This is a genomic window from Paenibacillus sp. ALE2 (assembly GCF_054113385.1).
The window spans coordinates 3,684,593-3,710,050 of sequence record NZ_CM134213.1 but is presented as its reverse complement, the minus strand read 5'-3'; the positions used below and the strand labels follow the sequence as shown (position 1 = coordinate 3,710,050).

The 25,458-nt window shown below is 47.9% G+C and carries 2 protein-coding genes (1 of these 2 running past the window's edge); both read right to left on the bottom strand.

The window, feature by feature from the left end; all coding sequences use genetic code 11:
* Positions 1–14,345: the 5' portion of an SDR family NAD(P)-dependent oxidoreductase gene (locus tag ACXHJ1_RS16200; RefSeq protein WP_457904911.1), read on the bottom strand. The gene continues 5,392 nt to the left of window position 1, outside the view; only the first 14,345 of its 19,737 coding nucleotides appear in the window; it begins with the start codon at positions 14,343–14,345; its stop codon lies off the left edge, out of view.
* On the bottom strand, positions 14,329–25,458 hold the full coding sequence (locus ACXHJ1_RS16195) for an amino acid adenylation domain-containing protein (protein ID WP_457904910.1): 11,130 nt from the start codon (positions 25,456–25,458) through the stop codon (positions 14,329–14,331). The genes ACXHJ1_RS16200 and ACXHJ1_RS16195 overlap by 17 nt, the downstream gene beginning before the upstream one ends.

Genomic DNA, 25,458 nt, shown 5'->3' with positions numbered 1-25,458 from the left:
CTTTCACTAGCCAGCGACTCAATCGTCTCGGCCGCGCCCGCTCTTGTTTCCTGTTCTCTATAGCGTTTTGCCTGCCCTACATATAAGCTAGGGATGCCTTCTCGCCCTTCCACAAATCCCTTTAGCTTCTCTTCAAGCTCGAAGAGCGAAACTGCAGTGAAGGCCAAACGTTCTTCCATCGCTTCGCGCCCCATCTGCAGGGTATATGCTATATCTCCCAGACTGCCGTCTGTGAACTGGCGCTCCCGGATTGCAGCCAGCAATTGCCGTGCCTGGTCTTGCAGCTGTCCTTCAGTCTTGGCTGACAGTACGACAATAGCCGGCTTTTCGGTTGCGAAGGTTACCGGATCTTTCTCCTGATTTTCCCGAACATATTCCTCGATGATCAAATGAGCATTGACGCCGCCGAATCCAAAAGAGCTGACACCTGCTCTCCGAGGAATATTGTGCCCAGAAGCATCTTGCTGCTGCTTCCATTCACTCGTCTCCTGGACGATATAGAAAGGACTGTCTTCAAGTTTGATATAGGGATTAATGGCATCGCAATGAAGGCTTTTAACAAGCTTTTTATGCTTCAACTGAAGCAGAACTTTGATGACACCAGCGATTCCGGCAGCCAGCTCCAGATGTCCAACATTGGTCTTCACCGAACCTAGGCCACAATGGGGCTCTTTGATCCCGGGTCCCTTTGTACTCTCATATAGCTCTTTAAAGGCTGCTTTCAGTCCGTTGATTTCAATAGGATCACCCAACTCGGTGCCTGTCCCATGGGCCTCAATGTAAGAGACTGTTCTTGGGTCGATACCAGCCTTTGTATATGCATTTACCAGTAAATCCGCCTGTGCCCTCGGATTAGGTGCTGTCAGGGAATTAGCCCGGCCACCATGATTGACAGCTGTGCCTCGGATTACGCCGTAAATATGGTCTCCAGCCTTTTCTGCGTCCTTCAGCTTTTTCAGGAAAACCATGCCTGCCCCTTCACCACGCACATAACCGTTGGCTTGATCAGAGAAGGTTTTGCACCGGCCATCCTCACACAGCATCCCTGCTTTATTGAAGCTGATATGAAGCTCAGGTGTGATAATTGCATTGACACCACCTGCAATGGCCATTTCGCAGCTTCCATCTTCTATAGCCTTTACGGCCCGGTGAATGGCCACCAGCGAACTGGAGCAGGCAGTTTCGACAGGCTCGCTCGGACCATGAATATTAAGGAAATAGCTCATACGATTCGGTCCCACCGATGGCGCCATTCCGCTAGAGGAATACGCCTCCACACCCACATCTCCCTGATAGATCATTCCGCTGTAGCCGCTGTTCGCAGTTCCTGCAAAGATACCTGTACGACTTCCCGACAGTCTCGCTGCCTGAATGCCTGCATCTTCAATCGCCTTCCAAATATAGGTCATTAACAGACGCTGCTGCGGGTCCATGAGTGCAGCTTCCCTCGGTGAAATTCCAAAAAATAAAGGGTCAAACTCATAGATCCCGTCAATAAACCCGCCCCACTTGATGTTTGTTTTATTGGTCTCTTCCGCAGGGTCACCGTAATACGCCTTCCAATCCCAGCGATCTTCAGGTATTTCAGTGATACAATCCCTGCCTTTCTCAAGATTTTTCCAAAACTCATCTACATCCCGGGCCATGGGAAAGACACCGCTTATGCCTACGATTGCAATAGGTTCAGAACCAGCCTGGGTCTGTTGCGGCATAGCTAGCACATTCTCGTTTGCAAATCGGGAACGCTGGCGTCTACTGCGGATGCTGTCTTCCCTATCATCCTCTTCATTCTGCACGGCAGGCTCAGTCCGGGTCTGGACGACAAACTGCTCACCAAGCAAGGTGGCATATTCGTCCACTAAATACCTGCAGAAGTCATGAAGTGTAGTGTATTCAAAGAATACGGCAGGAGTCAGCTCAAGCCGATACAAGTGATTGATGTTGTTGGCAAATTGCGTGAGCAAGATCGAATCGAAGCCATACTCACTCAGTTCTACATAGGCATCAATATCTTCAAGCTTGACTTTCAGCAATTTCGATACCGCCTGCATCATGGCGATTTGCACCTTGTCCTGCAGGTCCGGCGCGGCATTTCCGTCAGTCGTGGAAATGGCTGAAATAATTGCTGAAGCACCCGTCGCCTTTTCAAACTGCCCGGTTTCCGGAATATCTAAGCCTATTGCTCTTTTCATTTTCTCGAGATTGCCTTCCAGCACCATAACCTGATCAGCACCCGTAAGCATGGCGCAGTACAAAGCCTGAATACCAGAAGAAGTTGAAATACTGCCCATGCCTGTGTGCTGCTTTACCAGCTTCTCTGTCTCCTCATCAATATGCATCCCGCCTTCTTTCCATAGTGGCCAATTGATGGATAGCGTTTGCCCCTGGCGTTGCTGTGATCCTGTCAATGTGCTCCGGTATCTGGCATAAGCATCCATAAACGCATTAGCGGTAGAATAGTCTGCCTGTCCCTGATTGCCCAGCCCTCCGGCAACCGACGAAAACAGAATGAAGAAGTCAAGAGGCAAGTGCTTGCTCGCCTGATCCAAGTTCACTACTCCTAAAACTTTGGGAGCGAGAACCTCCAGCATTTCCCCGCTATTTTTTTGGAGTATGCGGTTGTCACGAATTACTCCTGCACTGTGAATAATGCCATTCAGGCTCCCGAATTCTGCCTCAATTCCCCGAATTAAATCAGCCACCACCTGCTCCCGGGTCACATCGGCCTGCTTATATGCTATTCGTGCTCCTAATGACTCCAATTTCTTTATCTCTGCCCGCTTGCCCTCATCCAGTGCTGAACGCCCCGTTAAAATTAACACGACATTATGGACTTTATTCGCTATCTCTTTGGCAAAAATAAGTCCCAAGCCACCGGCACCACCGGTAATGAGATATACTCCGTTCTCCTTCCACGGAATGTCCGCCGTTTCCGGAGAAAATGGAATCTCGTTCCAGCTGAAAATCCACCGTTTACCTTTCCCATACCGGATCTGGATGTCTCCAGGACTCCAGCTGTTTTCTTTTAAAATATCTATGATTGTACTCGGGGCCTCATCCTGTTCAAGTTCTATCAACTGCCCCACCAGTTTTGGATGTTCTATTCTGGAGGTTTTTAAAAGACCTGAGAGCCCTGATACAAGCTGCTGTTCCTCCTGGTCGTTAGTAACAATCTGGATTAACACCTTGCCATGATTTTTTTCTCTAAAAATTCTTTGTATTAGCTCAAGTATCTGAACGGTGTAATGCTGAAACTGTTCCCCGATTCCGTTTTGATCAGGTTGCAATATTATGCACTTTGCGCCGCTTATTTGAGCTTCTACTTGTTCACGAGAAATATAGGACGGCTGGCAAAGGATCACGACATGGCGATCATATACAGGTAAATCACCCTCTATGCTAACTCCCTGCTCTTTCCACACGGGTTCAAGCATCAAGGTACCAGAATTGGACTGCGCGTCTGTGGGAATAGAGTCTATATCCAGAATTCTTGATGAATAACCCTTTATCCTCACGCAGATCTCTCCGGTTTCGTCGCTCAGGTCAATATCTAGTTTCTGTGCCTTATCTCCTGCTGTACCATCTGCACTGTATCGAATCAGCGCCCACATGGTGGAACTGCAATGTTTTATAATTTCAACTTCCTGAATGGCATACGGCAGAGCGGGCTTAATCTCGCGAGAGCCCAGCGTCAAGCCTATGGATGCCTGGAAAGCTGAATCAATCATGCTTGGATGCAGGACAAATTGGCCTTGATTGTCAGAGACTGAGGAGGGCAAGGATAGCTTCGCCAGCACTTGGCCATCTCCGGCATATACCATCTCAATCCCCTGATGCCCAGGACCATAATCAATCCCCAGCTCTCTGAAAAGGTTATACAATGCTGCCGGATGGAAGCTTCTGCTGCATGTATCCTGCAAATCTTTAATATTCAATGCAGGAACCTCCACCGCTGATCTCCGAACCGCATTGCCGTAGCTATATACCATAAGCTCTGTATCATCGGCTCCGTTATTTCCATAAATCTCATATGAAATTTCTTGATCTTCATTCTGGAAAAGCCCGATATGCAGCTGTATTGGGCCATCCTCTACGGCAATAGGCCGTGCCCAAACCACGTTTTTAAGGCACATTCCGACCAGGTCGCCCTCATCCGTCCCTAGTGATTGCTCCACTGCCGCCCGCGCCATTTCAAGGGATGCGGCCCCAGACAGCACCTTGCGCCCATTCACCACATGATCCTTCAGGAAAAACTCCTGGCCTGTAAAGCTAGAACTGAATCGCTGCTCCGAAAAATCGGAAGTGTTTTGGTGCAGCAAAGGATGAAGCGTTGCAGCCATGACAGAAGTTGTACCTTTACCAGCCTTACTGTCTAGCTCGGGCGCCCAGCACCGTTCTTTTGCAAAAGGATAGGTGGGCAGACTAATCCGACGAGGCTTGATGTTCCCATACAGCTTGTTCCAGTCCATCGTTAGCCCCTGTACCCACAGCTCTGCAATTTTCCCCAATTTTCTTTTCTTGATCCAGGTTTCAAGCAAGGATTTGGCATCTTCATCTGCCTCAAAGAGCACGATCCCGTCCTTGCCCTTTTTCACCTGAGCCGTCAGGACTCCAGCTGGCCGTTGGTGATGAACCAAGCCATCCAGCGCTTGTAGTAGATTCTCTTTTGAATCTGCCACAAAAGCCAGACGGTGGTTCATCGGCTCACGGCTTACTTGCAGCGTATACCCCATATCTGTCAAGTTAAGGTTGGGCTGAGTGGCAATAAAGTTTCTCATGTTTTCGGCATAAGTTACTAGTTGCTGTTCATTTTTGGCAGACAATACGAAAAGAACGGGACTATGTGACTCGTCGTCTGCTGGTGAAATTGCAGCCTCTGGACGATATTCTTCAATAATAAGATGGGCATTGGTACCGCTAAAACCAAAAGAGCTCACAGCGGCCCGCCTTTTGTTACCTTGAGAAGGTTGCCAGTCCTTTAATTGTGTATTTACATAAAATGGAGAATCATCGAAATCAAAATGTTCATTCGGGTTCTTGAAATTCAGTGTCGGTACCAGTTTCTTATGCTTCATGCATAACAGCACCTTTTGCATGCTTGCTACGCCTGCTGCTGCCGAAGTATGCCCGATATTACTCTTTACCGAGCCTATGGCACAGAACTTCTTCTGATCTGTTTTTTCTTTGAAAGCTGTGCATAAAGCCTCCAATTCAATAGGATCGCCCAGCTTGGTGCCTGTCCCATGCATTTCAACATAGCTAATACTTTCGGGTTCAATCTGATACTTATTGTATATCTCCTGCTCAAGCTCTATTTGGCTGTTCGTGCTTGGAGCGGTAATTCCGTTGGTTTTTCCATCCTGATTAATCCCAGTTCCGATAATAACCCCATAGATGTGATCCCGGTCAGCTTCCGCATCCTTTAGCCGCTTCAGAACCAGCACCCCTGCTCCTTCGCCTGGAACAAAGCCGTTGGCACTATTGTCAAATGTCTTACACTGACCATCTGGTGACAACATTCCGGATGCAGACATACCTATATAGGATTCAGGAGTCAGGTATAAGGACACACCGCCGACCAGCGCCATTTCAATCTCTTTATTTGATAAAGCCTGGCAAGCAAGGTGAGTTGCCACCAGCGATGAGGAGCATGCCGTATCTACGGATATGGCGGGTCCTTTCAAATTAAGGAAATAGGAAATACGAGCCGCTGCAATAGCGTTGCTGTTCCCGGTAGTATTGCTGAACTGTGCTTCATTTTTGTAGCGCATCATACTGTACTCATTATTTAAAATGCCAAGATAAACACCGCATTTTTTATTTCCCAACTGTGAGCCGCTATAACCTGCATCCTCAAAGGCTTTATAGGCTTCCTGCAAAAAGATGCGCTGCTGCGGGTCCATCCCTTCCGCCTCGGTAGGAGATATATTAAAAAATAACGGATCAAAATATTCTATATCCTTCAAGGCACCCAGCCACTTGCAATTTACTTTCCCCTCTTGTGCCGGACGCGGATCATACAACGGGTCTACGTCCCAGCGGTTCTTCGGGATTTCAACAATGGAGTTTTGACCTTGAGCGAGATTTTTCCAATATTGCTGTACATCTTCGGCACCAGGATATCTTCCCGAAATCCCAACAATTGCAATTGCATCTTGATTTTCCGAAGTTGCTGGCACTGATTCCTCTTCTGCTTTTACCCGACGCAATGGCACCGTTTCCTCCTTAGGGAGCTGCGCTGGAGAGCATTGGATCGTCTCTGGTCGCGGTAAATGGACTTCTGCTATAGGTTTGACCGTGTCCGAGACTGTGTTCAAGGGCTGCTGAACGAAGCTTTTCTTGCCCCCGTGCTTATTGATTTCTTGTGCCAAAAACTCGGTAAATTGCAGAATAGTCGGATAGTCGTAGACCTTGGTAGCTGCAATGGATGTGCCGTAGCGCTTATTCAAATTTCGAATCCATTCTACGCCTATAATCGAATCCAAACCGATATCTATAAAGTTTCTATCTGCCTCAATCTCGCTTTGCTCCATGTACAAGGCTTCAGCTAGGCTTGCCGTCAGTTCTTTCCGTAATTGCTCTGTAGAGACACCAGACGGAATCGTGCCGAATTGCGGCTGCTTTTCAGGCGATATCGGCATTAAATTAATCTGAAGTGAGGCCTCTGTCTGCTTATCCGTTTCCAATGATACGAGCGGCGGTAAATGCTTTGCAGGCGCCTGATCCAGAATAGACGCAGCAGAAGACGGCATGATTAATTGGGCTACACGATTGCCCAATTCCTTTTCTAAAAATTTGCTAAACTCCCGTATGGTTGGATAATCGTAGACTTTTGTCGCTGTTATGGATGTGTCGTAATGTTTATTAATGTTTCGAATCCACTCTACGCCTATTATGGAATCCAATCCAAGATCAACAAAGTTTTTATCCTCATCGATCTCGTCCCGATCTATATATAAAGCTTGCGCCAGACTTGTTGTCAGCTCCTCCTGCAATATTTCTGACGATATGGATAGGGCAGGAGCCACAGGCGTCTGTTCTTCCGTCTCGTTGTCATTATCTGACGTGTGCATTACCCCTTCCGGGGAAGTTAAAATAATCGGTGCTGTCTGCTGATTGGCAGACTTGCTAAGCTGCGGCTGACTGTCTGACAAATTCCGTAAAGAAATCCCGCTTGGTTTTTCAGAACTACTCGAAAAACTGGATGGCATTAAAGCTTCAGGAAGAGCAGACTGCATTACTTGAGACTGAACATGAACTGCTTTTTCTTGAGATTCACTAGGGATTCTTTCTACAGATGGGATCGTAATATCCGTGATCCAATACCGCTCCTTTGCAAAAGGATAGGCTGGCAAGCTTATTCTCTGCGGCTTGGCATCTCCATAAAGCATGCTCCAGTCCATCGCCAGTCCCTTCACCCAAAGATCCACAATCTTCGCATATTTCCGTTTCCCGATCCAGGCAGTGATCGTTTTTTCCATATCTTCATCTTCTATCAGTGCGGACAGTGCCTCTTTGTTTCGCTTGACCTGTCCTCGGTACAGCTCGGATATCCCATCGTGGCCTTCTAGAAATCCTTCCAGCTTTTCCACCAGTGCTGGCATCGATTCGGCAATTACCGCCAGGCGTTCTTCCATTGCTTCACGTCCTACCTGAAGCGTGTAGGCTGCATCAGCCAGATTGCTTTCTGTGACCTCTCCTTTCCCGATCACGGACAGCAATCTCTCGACCTGCTGTTTCAGTCGATCCTCATTTTTGGCCGACAACACAATAATAACGGGGTTGTGAGCTGTTACACGGATGGGCGCCTTCTCTTCTGGAACGTACTCTTCAATGATGACATGGGCATTGGCGCCTCCTGCTCCAAACGATGAAATCCCAGCCATTCTCGGGTATTCCCGTGTCTCTCCATTGAGCTCAACCACCGGCCGCTTCCATTCCTCCAGCTCCTGCTGTACGACAAACGGCGTCTGCTCAAAAGGAATGTTCGGATTCAGTTCCTGGGCGTGCAGGCTGGGAACCAGCGTCCGGTTTTTCATCTGCAGAACAATTTTCCCAATTCCTGCGATGCCCGCTGCCGCCTCCAAATGTCCGATGTTGGACTTTACAGAGCCCACGGCGCAAAATCCTTTGTCTGCGGTATCTTTCCTGAAGGCCTGGGTCAGACCGGTTACTTCAATAGGATCTCCCAGTTCTGTACCGGTTCCGTGAGCTTCAATATAGCTGATGGTCCGGGCATGTACCCCGGCTCGCTCTAGTGCTGACCGGATCAGCTCCCCTTGAGCAATCGGGTTAGGCACGGTATACCCGTTGGTCTTGCCCCCATGGTTGATGCTCGTTCCCCGGATGAGCGCATGGATCGGGTCTCCATCTGCTATCGCCTTGGACAGCGGCTTCAATAAGACGACCCCCACGCCTTCTCCTGGGACAAAGCCGTTGCCTCCCTTTCCGAAGCTCTTGCACTGTCCGTCTACGGACAGCATCTGATTCGCACAAAGTCCGACATAACTCAGCGGATGCAGATACAGGTTCACTCCTCCTGCCATGGCCAACTCGCATTCTCCGCGGTACAGATGCTCACACGCTTCATGAATCGCGGTCAATGAGGATGAACACATCGTATCCACTGGCATGCTCGGCCCCTGCAAATTAAACAGGTACGAAATCCGGTTGGCTACTGAGCTAAAGGAAGTGTGAGGGAATATTTGCGCTCCCTTCCTCCACAGATCAAGACCATATAGATCAAATCCTGTTTTGGTAATTCCCGCAAATACACCTACCCGGCTGTTATGTCGTACTGCAAGCTGTTCTCTGGTGTAGCCTGCATCCTCCATCGCTTCCCAGCAGGCTTCAATGAACAGCCTTTCCTGAGGGTCCATACTGAGTGCTTCCCGCGGTGCAATATTAAAAAACAGTGGATCGAATTCCGCAAAGCCTTCGATAAAACCGCCCCACTTGCTGTAACTTTTACCATGCGCAGCCGCTTCTTCTTTGTCAGGCTGGAAGAATCCTTCCAGCGACCAGCGTTCCTGCGGGATTTCGCCGATACAATCCTTCCCTGCTTTGAGATTTTCCCAATATTCGTTCATGTCCTTCGAACCTGGATACTTGCCTGCCATACCAATGATGGCGATCGGTTCACGTGTTTCCTCTGCGCCAGACTGCACATAGCTTTGAACCGGCTTCACGTAGCTTCGGGTAAGCTTCGCTGTCACCTCTTCCGCAATCGTTTGTTCCGCAACTGGCGCGCTTTCTTCTTCGGCACACTGGGTTGCCGCAGTCGTTTCCTCCACCAGCTGCATGTCTGGACTCATTCCGACCAACTGCATGCATTCCAGTGCGTATTCCGCCACTAAATGTTCTGCCAGGGCACGCAAGGTCTGGTACTCGTAAAACAGCGTCTTGGACAGCTCGCCAAAAGATCCTGCCAGCTTGGCATTCAACTGGGTAATCATGATGGAATCAATGCCATAGCGCTCTAGCGGTTCATGAGCTTCAATGCTACCAACGCTCAGCCGGGTCACCTCTCCCAACAGCGCCTTGAGATGATGCAAAGTTTTATCGTAAAGTAAGGCCGCATCCAGCTTTGGCGCAGATGCCTGTATCGCACGGACACTGATATGCGGAACGGATTTCGTCAGATAGGCCTCGATTTTTTCAGGCTCTCCTTCTAGGACCATCACCTGCTCTTTGCTTGAGGACAGGCATTGGTACAACGCCTGAATGCCCGACTCGGTCTGTAGAGGCGTAATGCCCATGTTCTGTCTCATGAGCTTTTCCGTGTCCGCATCAATCCTCATCCCGCCTTCTTTCCACAGCGGCCAGCGGATGGATAGCGTCCGGCCCCGCCGTTGCTGGGCTTCCACCAGGGTATTCCGGTATGCTGCGTACGCATCCATAAAGGCGTTGGCGGTGGCATAATCGGCCTGTCCCGGATTGCCCATACTGCCCGAGATGGAGGAAAAGAGCACGAAGAAGTCCAAATCCTGACCGTTGCTCACCTCATCTAGATGAACCAGCCCTTTAACCTTCGGACCCAGCACCTCGATAAATTCTTCCCTGCTTTTCTTGAGAATGAAGTTATCGTGAATGACCCCAGCGCAGTGAATAATCCCGTGAACACACCCGAATTCTTCCTGAATGCTTTCCAACAAGCTGGTAACCGTGTTCCTGTCGGTGATATCCCCCTGCTTGTACACTACTCTGGCTCCTGAGAACTCCAGCTCCTTCAGCCGGGTTTGTCTGTTGCCGTCCAGTGGCGAGCGGCCTGTCAGGATTAAGGTTGCTGCTTGGGTGCGCCGAACCAGTTCTTCGGCAACAAGCAGCCCCAGGCCGCCAGAGCCGCCGGTAATGAGATACACGCCACCGTCTCTCCATGGCAGCTTCTCTTCTGGCCGAGACGACTCGAACCTGCTCCAGCAAGCGGTTTTGCGTTGACCACCCTCATAGCGAATCCATCCATCCACCGGACTGCGGCTGTTTTCCTCCAGCTTCGCCAGTAGGCTTTCCGCAGATTCTCCCTGTTCCACTTCGATCAATTGGCCGATGAGTTTTGGATTTTCCAGTCGGGCGGTCTTCAGCAGACCCGAAAGTCCTGAAAAGAGCCGCCCTTCTCCAGCCGCCGTCACGACAAGCTGAACCAGCACCCTTCCGGCAGGCTTGTCTTTGAGCAGGCCTTGGATGCTCTCAAAGGCCTGAACTGCATAGGCCTGAAACCGCTCTTCCACACGGCTCTTCCCAGATGAGAAAGCCAAGATCTGCGCTGCTCCGTTCACTCGCGCTTCGAGCCGTTCAGGTAAAGCCTTGTCCGGCTCACACAGTAAGATGATACGGCGGTCGTAGGTAGGTGCTTCCACCTCTGGCGATACGTCCTGCTCCTTCCAAACTGGCTCTAGCAACAGGGTATGACTAGCTGTAGCCACAGGTTTTGCCTCTGCTCTGGAAATCGTTGATTTGGTTTCACTTTCTATACTTATGCTTTTAGCCACTTGGGTTTCATTCCCAGGCGCCCAATACCGCTCTTTTGCAAAAGGATAAGTCGGTAGTGGGATTCTGCAATACGGTTCATTTGAAAACAAACGTTCAAAGTCTAACGGATATCCCTGAACATATAAATCCGCAATCGTAGTTAAAAGCTCCAAATACTCGCGGGCTTCACCTGCATTTTGACAGTTTTGAATACATTCATTTCCATATCTCTTCAATGACGTTTGAATGCGTTGGTCTTTTTCGTGTAGTTCAGAATAATAAACTTGAGAAGAATTGCCTTTTTCCAGCCACCTTTTAAGGGACATGACAAGCTCACCTTGATTGCGGGCAACACATGCAAGCCGATGATTGCAGTGCTTTCTCCCAAGCAATAATGTATAGCTCATGTTACCGCAGTCTGCCTCAGGCTCCTGTTCGCAATAGGCAATCAGTTGCTCCACCTGACGGCGTAATTGTTGTGAAGTCCGGGCGGACAGCGGAATGAAATAAGCCGGCTTTTCGCAATGTCTTCGTTTCGTATGTGGAGCCTCTCCAATGACCAGGTGGGCATTAGTACCACTGGCACCAAAGGAGCTGACCGCAGCACAGCGTCTGGCTTCAGGCTCAATCAGCCAATTCTGCAACTGCGTATTGACATAAAAAGGGCTGTCCGCAAACTGAATATTAGAATTGCCTGATTGGAAATGAAGTGAAGGCGGAATCTGCTCATGCTTTAATGACAATAACAGCTTAATTACTCCTGTGATTCCTGCCGCAATTTGCGTATGACCGATATTCGTTTTAATGGACCCGATCGCGCAAAATCCCTTCTTGTCCGTATACTTTCTAAATGTTCGCGTCAATGCCTGATATTCAATTGGATCTCCCAATTTGGTACCTGTCCCATGTGCTTCCACCAATTGGATTTGCTCTGGATGAATATGAAAAGTATCGTACACATATTGCTCCAGCCGCTCCTGAGACTTCTGGCTTGGTGCAGTAAGTCCATTCGTGGTACCGTCCTGATTGATTCCTGAGCCTAAAATCACCCCATAGATGTGGTCACCATCGGCAACTGCTTCCTCAAGCCGTTTGAGTACAACCGCGCCAACAGCCTCTCCTGGAACCATTCCGTCCGCCCTGTCATCAAAGGTATAACAGTGCCCTGTGTGAGACAGCATTCCTGCTCTGTCACCGTATAAATAGCAACGAGGGGTTGTATGAATATACACCCCGCCAGCTAAAGCCATATCCGTTTCTCCAGACCATAAGCTTTGGCAAGCAAGATGGGTGGCAACTAGCGAACTCGAACAAGCTGTATCTACAGCTATTGCCGGTCCGTGAAGATTCAAGTAGTAGGAAATTCTGGCGGGAATCACGGAGCCCATATGTCCCCACAGTGCTTGCGGAGGCAGGTCTTCACCCAGCAATCGCTGGTAATCGCCTTCGGCACAGCCTACATAAACTCCGCACCGACGCCCATCCATCCCTGCACCCGCATAGCCCGCATCCTCTAGAGCATGCCATGCTTCCTCGAGAAACAATCTCTGCTGCGGATCCATGTAAGTTGCTTCCAGTCCGGAAATATTGAAAAAAAGCGGATCGAACTTATCAATATCCTCCAAAAAGCTTCCATAATTGCAGTAACTCGCATTTTTTTCCTGGTATTTTGAAAGATCCCACCGAGTTACCTCTTTTACTAAATCGTCGCCATTCTTAAGGTGATTCCAAAGCTCATCTACATTGTCAGACCCGGCAAACCGCCCGCTCATTCCAATAATCGCAATCGGCTCTCTTTGCGCCAAGCTTTTTCCTGTATTCTCCTGTTTAGGTCTTTCTGGCTCAATCGATGCACTTGCCGTTTGAACCGGATTAAACATATATTCCTTTTCCTTAGGCGCTTGGGTTTCACGGCTTGTATCTTTCCCATCCTCTATGGGATCAGCATTGTGTCCCAAAACTGGTAAAACGATGTCGCCGAATTGGCCTAAAATGTATAACGTCAGTTGTTTGACCGAACTGTAATCAAAGATGTCTGTAGTCTGCAAATGAATGCCCAGTCCCTGATTAACATCCTGTACAAAGTTGACGCCAAGAATAGAGTCCAGGCCATAATCTGCGAATGACTCATAGACATCAATCATAGAAAAGTCCACATTCAAGGCCTCTGCCAACTTCTCTACAATAAGCTCCCTGACATGCTCTTCAGCCATCTCATTGGATACATCAGCAGCTGATTGAATCCCTGTGTCACGCTGTTTCAATGGAGGCTTGCCAGGTTCAAGCTTCTGTTGATCCCGAAGTATACCATCGCTTTCAGCCACAATAATTTGCTGGCCTACTTCATGCGCTTCCTGAGCGGGGAAGAAGACCGACCGGAACCCCTCGCTTTCCAATACCTCCTGCCAACGTTCAGGGTATAAACCGGGAGAGCCTGGAATACGCAGCTCGGGGTCATTATAAAGCCACCATCCCTCCAACAGGCCAAAGGTTAGGTGGTTTAACAGCGAGTTTCCACTAATTTCATTGATAAGAATCAGGCCGTTTTTTCGCAGCGATGCTTTGACATTGCCTAATGTCTGCCGAATGTTCCTCGTAGCGTGCAGGACATTGGTGGCAATTGCAATATCATATCCGCCCGTGTCGATATCTTGTCCCACAGCCGACTCTTCCACATTAAAAATTTTATAAGTCAAGTAAGGATTTTGCGGGCCGTACTCTTTTTGAGCATGCAATAAAAATGCTCTGGATTTATCGGTATAACAGTATTCACGAATATGCTCCTGATAAGGTCGAAGCTTCCGGAAGAGCATAGCGCTGGTTCCTCCAGTACCTGCACCAATTTCAATAATTCGAATCGACCCTGACGGGTCATGCTTAAGCCGTTCATTCAAGTAGGAAACTACAATATCCCCCAGCACTTCATTAAAGTAATCTGCTGCAGGACTATTTTTATATATACCTTCTACCAGCTTCATAGAGGACTGAGGAAAAACAATGTCAGTGGCAGGTATGTTTCCGGTCAAAATTTCCGGCAGCTTGCGCAATGTTGATTCTACGAGTACAACCCAGGCCGAGAGATCCGGATTTTTCAGCCATTCCCCTTTCTTCAATTCCCATTCCTTCCATACAGCCTGCAGATCAACCAAAGCTGTATCCGTTACGCTATAAGAGTCTCCTTTACGGTAAAAATAATGATTCCGCGCCAATACCTCTATGCTTTCTTCAAGCCAGCGATCGTATAAATTCAGCAATGCTGTTTTGGTTTTAAAATCATTAATCATAGCTTTCTTGTCCATATGTGCATAGGGGCATAATCCCATCAACTGCAAATAACCCCATAGCAATTTGCATAAGACATCATTCATTTCCTTCATCTGTAAGCCTCCTCATCCGATTAGTCCCTCGCGTCGTCCCATCCTGTTCCGAGTAAGCTTGGTTGTCGACCATAGTCGAAGGAATTCTTTCGTATTCAGCCGCTAGATAAGAAATATCTGGCATCTTCTTCATTTTGACACTGGTGGAAATATGGCTCTGAATATTCTGGATATACGAAGGAATAGCTTCGGAATTTGGATCTTCGCTTTCTTTTTCATACTTTTGCGAAATATTTGCCGCTGTCTCAGGTGTTTTTTGATCAACAAATATATCTGTTGGCTGTACAGATTTGGTAGATTCAATGGAAGCCTGCTTGGTTTTAATATCCGTGATCCAATACCGCTCCTTTGCAAAAGGATAGGCTGGCAGGCTTATTCGCTGCGGCTTGGCATCTCCATAAAGCATGCTCCAGTCCATCGCCAGTCCCTTTACCCACAGATCCACTATCTTCGCGTATTTCCGTTTCCCGATCCAGGCAGCGATCGTTTTTTCCATATCTTCATCTTCTAACAGTGCGGACAGTGCCTCTTTGTTTCGCTTGACCTGTCCTCGATACAGCTCGGAAATCCCGTCGTGGCCTTCCAAGAATCTTTGCAGCTTTTCCACCAGTTTCGGTAGCGATTCAGCAATGACCGCTAGGCGTTCTTCCATCGCTTCACGTCCTAACTGGAGCGTGTAGGCTGCATCGGCCAGATTGCCCTCTGTGACCTCTCCTTTCCCGATCACGGACAGCAATCTCTCGACCTGCTGCTTCAGCCGTTCCTCATTTTTGGCCGACAATACGATAATCACAGGATGGTGAGCTGTTACACGAATGGGCATCTTCTCTTCCGGAACGTACTCTTCGATGATGACATGGGCATTGGCGCCTCCTGCTCCAAACGATGAAATCCCTGCCATTCTCGGGTATTCCCGTGTCTCTCCCTCGAGCTCAACCACCGGCCGCTTCCATTCCTCCAGCTCCTGCTGGACAACAAACGGCGTCTGCTCAAAAGGAATGTTCGGATTCAGTTCCTGGGCATGCAGACTGGGAACCAGCGTCCGGTTTTTCATCTGCAGGACAATTTTCCCAATCCCTGCGATGCCCGCCGCCGCCTCCAAATGTCCGATGTTGGACTTCACAGAGCCCACAGCACAAAATCCCTTATCTGCTGTATCCTTTCTGAAGGCCTGGGTCAGACCGGTTACTTCAATCGGATCTCCCAGTTCTGTGCCGGTTCCGTGAGCTTCGATATAGCTAATGGTCCGGGCATGTACCCCGGCTCGTTCCAAAGCCGACCGGATTAGCTCCCCTTGAGCAGTCGGGTTAGGCACGGTATACCCGTTGGTCTTGCCTCCATGGTTGATGCTCGTTCCCCGGATGACCGCATGGATCGGGTCCCCATCTGCTATCGCCTTCGACAACGGCTTCAATAGCACGACCCCCACACCTTCTCCTGGGACAAAGCCGTTGCCTCCCTTTCCGAAGCTCTTGCACTGTCCGTCTACGGACAGCATCTGATTCGCACAAAGTCCGACATAACTCAGTGGATGCAGATACAGGTTCACTCCTCCTGCCATGGCCAACTCGCATTCTCCGCGGTACAGATGCTCACACGCTTCATGAATCGCGGTCAACGAGGACGAACACATCGTATCCACTGGCATGCTCGGCCCCTGCAAATTAAACAGGTACGAAATCCGGTTGGCTACCGAGCTAAAGGATATTTGGGGGAATATTTTGGCCCCCATCTTCCATAATTCCGGCCCATAAAGCTCGTAGCCCGTTTTGGTAATTCCCGCAAACACACCTACACGGCTGTTATGTCGTACCGCAAGCTGTTCTCTGGTGTAGCCTGCGTCCTCCATCGCTTCCCAGCAAGCTTCAATAAACAGCCTTTCCTGAGGATCCATGCTGAGGGCTTCTCGCGGTGCAATATTGAAAAACAATGGGTCGAATTCCGCAAAGCCTTCGATAAAGCCGCCCCACTTGCTGTAGCTTTTGCCATCAGCCACCGCTTCCTGTTTGTCAGGCTGGAAGAATTCTTCCAGTTTCCAGCGTTCCTGCGGGATTTCGCTGACACAATCCTTTCCTGCCTTGAGATTTTCCCAATATTCGTTCATGTCCCTCGAACCTGGATACTTTCCTGCCATGCCAATGATGGCAATCGGTTCTCGTGTTTCCTCTGCGCCAAGTTCCGCGTAGCTTCGAATCGGCTCCACGTAGCTTCTGGACTTCGCTGTCGCCTCCTCCGCTATCGTCTGCCCCGCAATTTGCGTGCTTTCTTCTTCAGCGTACCGGGCTGTCGCAGCCGTTTCCTCTACCCGTTCCTTGTCCGTGCTCATTCCAACCCATTGCATGCACTCCGGTGCATATTCCGCCACTAAATGTTCTGCCAGGGCACGCAGGGTCTGGTACTCATAAAATAGCGTCTTGGATAGCTCGCCAAAAGACTCTGCCAGCTTGGCATTGAGCTGGGTAATCATAATCGAATCGATGCCATAGCGCTCTAGCGGTTCTTGGGCTTCAATGCTACCGACGCTCAGACGGGTCACCTCTCCCAATAGCGCCTTGAGATGATACAAGGTTTTATCGTACAGTAAACCCGCATCCAGCTTCAATCCAGCTGCCTCTACCGCTCGAACATCGGTCTGCGAGACGGCTTTCGCCAGATAGGCCTTGATTTTCTCGGGCTCTCCTTCCAGGATCATCACCTGATCCTTGCTTGAGGTCAGGCATTGGTACAACGCCTGAATGCCCGACTCGGTCTGTAGAGGCGTGAGGCCCATATTTTGTCTCATGAGCTTTTCCGTGTCCGCATCGATCCGCATTCCGCCTTCTTTCCACAGCGGCCAGCGGATGGATAGCGTCCGGCCCCGCCGTTGCTGGGCTTCCACCAGGGTATTCCGATATGCTGCGTACGCATCCATAAAGGCGTTGGCGGTGGCATAATCGGCCTGTCCCGGATTGCCCAGACTGCCCGAGATGGAGGAAAAGAGCATGAAGAAGTCCAGATCCTGGCCGCTGCTTGCCTCATCCAGATGGACCAGCCCTTGGACCTTCGGCCCCAGCACCTCGATAAATTCTTCCCTGCTTTTCTTGAGAATGAAGTTATCGTGAATGACCCCAGCACAGTGGATAATCCCGTGAACACGCCCGAATTCTTTCTGAATGCTTTCCAGCAAGCTAGTAACCGTGTTCCTGTCAGTGATATCCCCCTGCTTATACACCACTCTGGCTCCTGAGGACTCCAGTTCCTTCAGCCGAGTTTGTCTGTTGCCGTCCAGTGTCGACCGCCCTGTCAGGATCAAGGTCGCTGCTCGGGTGCGCCGAACCAGTTCTTCGGCAACAAGCAGCCCCAGGCCGCCAGAGCCGCCGGTGATGAGATACACGCCCCCATCTCTCCATAGCAGCTCCTCATCTGACCGAGATGGCTCCAACCTGTTCCAGCAAGCGGTTTTGCGTTGACTATCCTCATAGCGAATCCATCCATCCAACGGACTGCGGCTGTTTTCTTCCAGCTTCGCCAGCAGGTTTTCCGCAAGTTCTCCCTGTTCCACTTCGATCAATTGCCCGATGAATTTTGGATTTTCCAGCCGGGCGGTCTTCAGCAGACCCGAAAGCCCTGAAAAGAGCTGTCCTTCTCCAGCCGCCGTCACGACAAGCTGAACCAGCACCCTTCCGGCAGGCTTGTCTTTTAGAATGCTTTGGATGCTCTCAAAGGCCTGAACTGCATAGGCCTGAAACCGCTCATCCACCCGGCTCTTCCCGGATGAGAAGACCAAAACCTGTGCCGCTCCGTTCACTCTCGCTTCAAGCCGTTCAGGTAAAGCCTCTTCCGGCTCACACAGTAAGATGATACGGCGGTCATAGACAGGGGCTTCGACCTCCGGCGCTACGTCCTGCTCCTTCCAGACTGGTTCAAACATCAGGGTATGGCTAGCTGCAGTCGCAGGTGCTTCCGCCACTACTCTGACCCTTGCTGCTCCAGCCTCAACCTCAGGAGCCCAGCAGCGTTGTTGAGCAAAAGGATACGTAGGCAGACTGATTCTTTTCGGTCGCATATCGTAATACAGCAATTTCCAATCGATATGGAAGCCTTTGGCCCATAGCTCTGCCAGCTTGTTCATTTCACGATTTGAGATCCATTTGCTCACTAATTCCTTGAACACTTCTTCCTGTTCAAACCATTGCATTGAATCTTGCTGGTTATTTTCTCCCCTCCAGCAATTCTCGATATGTTCTTGTCCATTCGCGAACGAATCCAATTTTTGCACCAGCTCGCTCGTATTCTTGACGATAAACGCTACCCGACATTTCATTGTCATTCGTCCTGTTTGAAGCGTAAAAGCTACATCCGATAAATTGATTTCTTGAGAAGCTGTCAAGAAAGCCGAGAGGTCCCCAGCATATGCCTTAAGGCGCTGATCATTTTTGGCAGACAAAGGAACAAGATACTTATCAGCATCGTTCACCAAACTGGATTTAGAACGTTCGGGTTCATCATTAGCTACAAATTGTTCGAAAATGGCATGAGCATTCGTTCCGCCTATGCCAAAGGAGCTCAGCGCCGCTCGATGGGGAGCCGACGCTTGTTCCCATTTCCGCAGTTTATCAACAACATAAAAAGGCGAATCAGACAAATGGATATCGGTATTGGGTGTATCGTAATTAAGCGTAGGAGGAATCTCATTATGGTATAAGCTTAAAGCGACTTTAATACACCCCGCCAAACCTGCTGCAGTGTCCAAATGTCCGATATTGGTTTTGACCGATCCAATACCACAAAATTGTTTTTTGGCCGTGTACTGCCTGAATGTATCATTCAAGGCTGCAAATTCAACCGGATCGCCCAATTTGGTTCCGGTTCCATGTGTCTCAATATAACTGATCGTTTCGGGATGAATTCCGGTTGATTCGATCGTCTTCTGAATAACTTCAGACTGACCCTTAACACTTGGAGCATAAAACCCTAGTTTGTCAGTCCCATCGTTGTTCACGCTAACCCCTCGTAAAATCGTATAAATATGGTCACCGTCTCTAATGGCATCCAGCGTTTTTTTCAGTAGAACAACTCCAACCCCTTCTCCGCCAATCATTCCGTCTGCCGAATCGTCAAAAGCTCTAATATGGCCATCACTAGAAAAGTTCAAGCCAGGCTGATATACATAACCTAAGCTGTTGAAAGGAAAGATTGTTGACGCTCCAACCAACGCGTATTTTGCTTCACCAGACAACAGGCTTTGCGAAGCTAGACGCAGTCCGACTAACGAAGAAGAACAGTTGGAATGCACAAATAAGCTGGGACCTTTAAATCCTAATTTATGAGAGATCATAGTAGGAATGGTCCCGCCTTGTGCCAAAATCCAGGTTACATATTCATCCGCATTCCTCAGGACATTAGGTGATTGCGATGCCAAATTAGGAATAAAGGCTTGATAAAAGCTGCTGCTCGCCGACATATACACGCTGGTTTCAGGAATCTCTTTGGAAACATAGCCAGCATCTTCAACGGCCTTCCATGCATGCTGTAGCAGCAATTTCATCTGAGGATCCATAAATTCTGCATTTTTCTGGGACAAATTAAAAAACTCAGGGTCGAAATACTCTTTTCCCTCAATCGTGCATTGTCCGGGCACATAGTTTGGATGCTCGACAATCTCTCTCTCCAGCCCTAACTGGGCTAGTTCTTCCTCAGAAAAGTACCGGACACTTTCCACCCCTGCCCTCAAATTGCTCCAAAACTCAATGTGGTTTTTTGCACCCGGGAAATGGGACGAAATTCCTATAATTGCGATACTATCCTCATAATAATCAGGGTAGGATGGTTTATGTTCATCTTCCTCCGAGTCTAATCCCTGTGAAATGGTATTTTTAGCGGTATCTGTTTGTTCTGTTGCAGAAGCTGGTGCCTCGCCTTTTACTTTCGTAATATAGGCACTAAGTTCCCTAACCGTTGGATACTTGAACAATGCTGTCACCGAAATATCACATTCCAGCTTGTCCTTGATCCTTCTAATCATCTCTGCGGCTGAAAAAGAATTTCCGCCCACGTCGAAAAAAGCATCATCCGTACTTAGATGATCGATATCCAGAAGCTTTTTCCATATTGTTAAAACTTGTTGTTCAACATCCGATTGCGGCAAATGGATTTTTCTTGTTGCTGTCGCCAGCTCGACCCTACGACCCATTAATTCCTTCCGATCTATTTTGCCATTCGGGGTCAATGGCAGCTTGTCCAGTTCGATAAAGAATGCTGGAATCATATAATAAGGCAAGAATGCTTTTAAATAATTTCGTACTTCTTTCGGATCAAGTGAGGATTCCCCGAACTGAGAGTTGTTACGTAAATAGTAGGCGACAAGCTGCTTATCCCCTCCTTGTTCCTTGGCGATCACGACACATTCATCAATTCCCGGATATGTTCTGACCTGACCTTCAACTTCACTTAGCTCAATTCGAAACCCGCGGATTTTCACTTGATAATCCATCCGACCCAAATATTCAATGGAACCGTCAGAAAGCCACTTGCATAAATCTCCGGTTCTATAGAGCTTAGTTCCGGGCTTGAATGGGTTGTCAATAAACTTTTCATCCGTAAGCACCGGCTGATTCAGATAGCCTCTGGCCAAGCCATTGCCCGAAATGAAAAGCTCACCCGGAAATCCGATAGGTACAGGTCTAAGGAGCTGATCCAAAATATAAATCTGGGTGTTGGCAATAGGCTTACCGATCGAAATCGGCTTGTCGGCGGTAATCGTTTGAATTGTAGACCAAATCGTCGTCTCAGTCGGACCGAACATATTCCATGCGTCACCGTTGTTATGCACAAAATAAGATTTCAATGTTTCCGAAAGTGCTTCTCCGCCACAGAGCATTTTCATGTTCTCTTCGTTCTTCCAGCCAGCTTGAAAAAGCATGGTCCAGGTCACAGGCGTTGCCTGCATCATTGTCGGTTTTATTTTTTGAATCTCCTGCTTGAGTCTTTCGGCATCCTTAGCCTTTTCAGAACTGCAAACATAGCATTGAGCGCCTTTAATCAAAGGCAGATATAATTCCAGTCCCGCGATGTCAAAGCAATACGTTGTCACTGCAAGCAATTTATCCTGCTCTGTTATGCCTGGCTTTTCTCCCATGGAAAGAAGAAAGTTGGTCAACGCTTTGTGCGGGATCATGACCCCTTTGGGTTTCCCTGTACTTCCAGATGTATATATCACATATGCCAAATGGCTAGGCTGCACTTCCCGTTTGAGTGTCTTTCTCCCCTTTATACTACTTGTCAGAAGATCCCATTCGTTATCAAGAACGATGCAGTTCACATGACTCCCTGCCAGCCGATATACTTTTTCCAGCAATTCCGATTGCGTAATGACAAGGGAAGCATTGGAGTCCTGCAGCATGTATTCCAATCTGTCCTCTGGATAGTCCGGATCAAGCGGTACATAGGCTCCTCCCGCCAGAAGGATTCCCAACAGCCCAATGACCATTTCTAAAGACCGTTCCATGCAAATTCCTACCAGCGTATCAGGGGTAACGCCCTGATTTTGCAAATATAGAGCGAGTAAAGTGCTCTTTTCTTTTAATTCCCGATAGGTAAGCGATTGTTCTTCATACACGACTGCAATAGCGTCAGGCGTTTTCCTTGCCTGTTTTATGAATAATTCAGGGAAGCATTTATCTGGATAACTTATTTCGGTTGCATTCCAGTCATAAAGGACGCTATTCTTTTCCTCTTGCAAAAGTAATGAATAGTCCTGCAGGGCAGCTGTAGGATTGCTCATAAGTGCTTCCGCTAATCCGATGTAACGCTCAGCCATCTGTACGATGGTTGATTCATCGAACAAACCGGAACGGTATTTGATATTTAATGTCAGCTCTTCTTCCTGCTCCAGCAGCTCCAATACCAGCTCATATTCACCTTCCTGGTGAATTTCCTCTACCAACTCAACGGTAAAGCTATCGCTATACGGCGCACAAAGCTGCTGCAAGCTTGAAGTTTGCAGAAAATTTTGGTAAGAAAAAACTGCCTGAAAAACAGGCGAGCTCGCCTGCAAACGTGGCACATTTAATGCTCGAACCAGAGCCGGAAAAGGATAAGGAGCATGATCCATCCCATTGACTACGGTGATTTGCAATTTTTTCATAAAATCCAGGAATGTCTCTGTTTCCGACACTTGGCTGCGTATTGGAAGCATATTGACAAAATATCCGATTAATTGGTCAAAACGCTCCTCTGGTCGTACCATAACTGGCATTCCAACGATGATGTCTTCCTGTTTCGAATACTGGTTAAGCAATATCACATACATACCTAACAAGACGGTAGACAAGCTCATATATTGCGTACGGGCGAAAGATTTTACCCGATTGACCCAATCAACTGGAAGCCGCTTGGTGTATGTTTGTCCTTCCATGCTCGGAGTCAGAAAACCTGAACGGTTATATGGAAGCTCTAGAGTCGGTAAAGCATCCGACAGTTGTTGCTTCCAATAGGAAAAATGCTTTTCCCCTTCTGCACTCGCCAGCATCGTTTGTTCCCATTCCACAAAATCGCTATAGCTCGCGGCAGGTGGTAAAACGACTGGTCTCTTTCCTTGTCCCAAGTCCTTATATGCATCTAAAAAGCTTTGAATAAAAAGGATGAAAGAACTACCATCAAAAATAATATGATGGATGACCACCAGTATGAAATGTTCTTGTTCGGACCTGGACATCAGATAAACACGCATCAAAGGGTCCTGTTCCAGCGCGAATGGCTGCTTTGCCTTGCTCCGAATAAAGGGAATGATTTCATCCGCTTTCAAGCTTGAAATATCCTCTATCTGCATATTGAACGGCTGAGCAGACTCCAGCTTTTGATAAGGTGTCCCATTATCCTCTTCAATCACACTTTTTAGAATAGGATATTGCTCTAAAACGGTGTGGAAAGCCTGTTTAACGTTCTCTATCTCAACTTTCGTATTAAATCGGAGACATATTGGTACATTGTAAGCATTTATTTCAGGAGACATTTTATGTAATAGCCACAACCCTTTTTGAACTTCAGAAAGTGGATTCCGTTGCAAACCATGCAGGATTGTTTCGGTCTTGATCTCTACAACCCGTTTATCTTTTTCGATCTTTTTGGCTAAATAAGCCGATAGTAGTTGAATCGTTGGGTAATCTAGAATTTCTCTTGCATTAACCTTGATCGGATAAGATTTTTCAATGCCGCGTATGAGCTTCATGATAAGAATGGAATCGATGCCATAACCGTGAATATTTTTATTCAAATCCATTGCCTCGGACTCCAAATTCAGTTCCCGTTGCAAAAATTGCACCATATATTCCTGAATCTTCAGCAGTATCAACGAAACAGCGTCTACAGTAGCATCCGTTTCTCCAATACCCGAATGCGCTGTTGAGAGTGCACTCCGATATTGATAAAGTACCCTAAGCTCTTGTTTGATGTAAGCATTACGGCAAACCTTTCTTTGAATTTTCCCGCTCCCCGTTTTGGGAATACTACCTTTTGGCAGCAAATATATATCATAAATCTCAAGTTGATGTGTCCCAGATACAGCATTTAACATCTTTTCGACCAGTCGTTTATATTCCTGCTCATGAAGGGACGTTTCAATCTCTTGTACGACGATTACCTTTTCCTGGCCTTTGACTTCAGAGGCAAATACAGCGATAGGCAAGGTCAACTCCGGCATATTCTTTTGGATGGTCCATTCAATATCGACAGGATGATGATTTTTGCCGTGAATGATAATGACTTCCTTCTCTCTGCCGATGACATAAATATGATTGTCTACAATAAAGCCAAGGTCACCTGTACGGAAAAAACCGCCTTCTTGTGTACTGGAAAGTACCGCCTCAAAAGTGCTGTCCGTTTCTTGCTTCCTATTTAAATAACCCTCTGCCATCCGATCGGATTTAATCCAAATCTCGCCGATTTCCTCTGGCAGGCATAGCATATGACTTTCAGGATGAACAATCCGTATTTCTGTCGGAGCTTCGATCTCCCCGCAACTGACAACGGACTTCGATGGGTTCTTCTCATCTGTGTATTCGACTCTTCTTTGCTCCAAGCTAGGAATATCCAAATTAAGAAATCTCATCGACTGGCCCGGTTTTACACTGGTAACAGGACACAGCTCAGATAAGCCAAGAAGAGGACAAAATATATCTTCTTTAAGCCCCAATGCCCGGAAATGATGGACAAAATTTTCGTAACTTTCCTTCCGAATGGGCTCACCTGCACATATAATAGCTTGAAGATGGTGCAAAGAATATTCCTGTAGTGAAGCTACGTCCAAGGTGGAGCAGCAGTAATCGAATGCAAAGTTTGGCGCAGCCGTATGGGTAGCCTGATACTTGTCAATCATCTGAATCCAGTGCTCCGGATTTTTAGCAAAGCTTTCTGGCGGGAGAATAATGCTTGAGGCGCCATTCAATAGCGGTACCAAAATATTGTTTTGCAGTCCAAAAGCATGGAATTGCGGCATCCAGGAAACGATACGGCTATTTTGGTCAATTCTCCATTGCTCAGCCTTAACCTGATTCATCAAACATCTATGGCTGAGAATTACACCTTTAGGCAGTGATGTAGAGCCTGATGTGTACAGCAAAAGGGCCATATCTTCAGGTGCTGGCATTCTCATCTTTATATCTACGTGGGCGGCGCTCTCTTGAAGAATCTCATCAATATTTAGGATACGAAACGTTCTATACTCCGGTTGTGTTTGGAGAAAAGCTTTGAAGGCAGTATTGGTTATGATACATACAGCCCCGGAATCCGTTTGAATAGGCTTTATTTTCTCAAGCATTTTTTCATCTGGCTCTGCTGCTGTAATGGGTGTAGGGATGGCTACGATGTTTGCATAAAAACATGCCAGCATGCTGCTGATATATCCCAGACCCTGAGGAAATACAAGGAGCGCTCTTTCCTGCGCAGCCAGTTCTTTCATTAGAAAGTTGCCCAAAGTTTGCACTTGCAGCAAAAGCGTGGTCCCCGTAAGAACGTGAGGATGCTCTCCTTCATTCTCAAAAGTAAACAACTCTGTTTCAGGAAATTGCCGGCAAGTTTCCATAAAAGAAAGGATCGGGATATTAAAGTCTGATCTTTGATCATGTTTACGTGTCAT

What these genes read in the sequence shown, in the direction of transcription:
- ACXHJ1_RS16195 (WP_457904910.1), bottom strand. Translation starts at nt 25,458, where the DNA reads ATGACACGTAAACATGATCAAAGATCAGACTTTAATATCCCGATCCTT.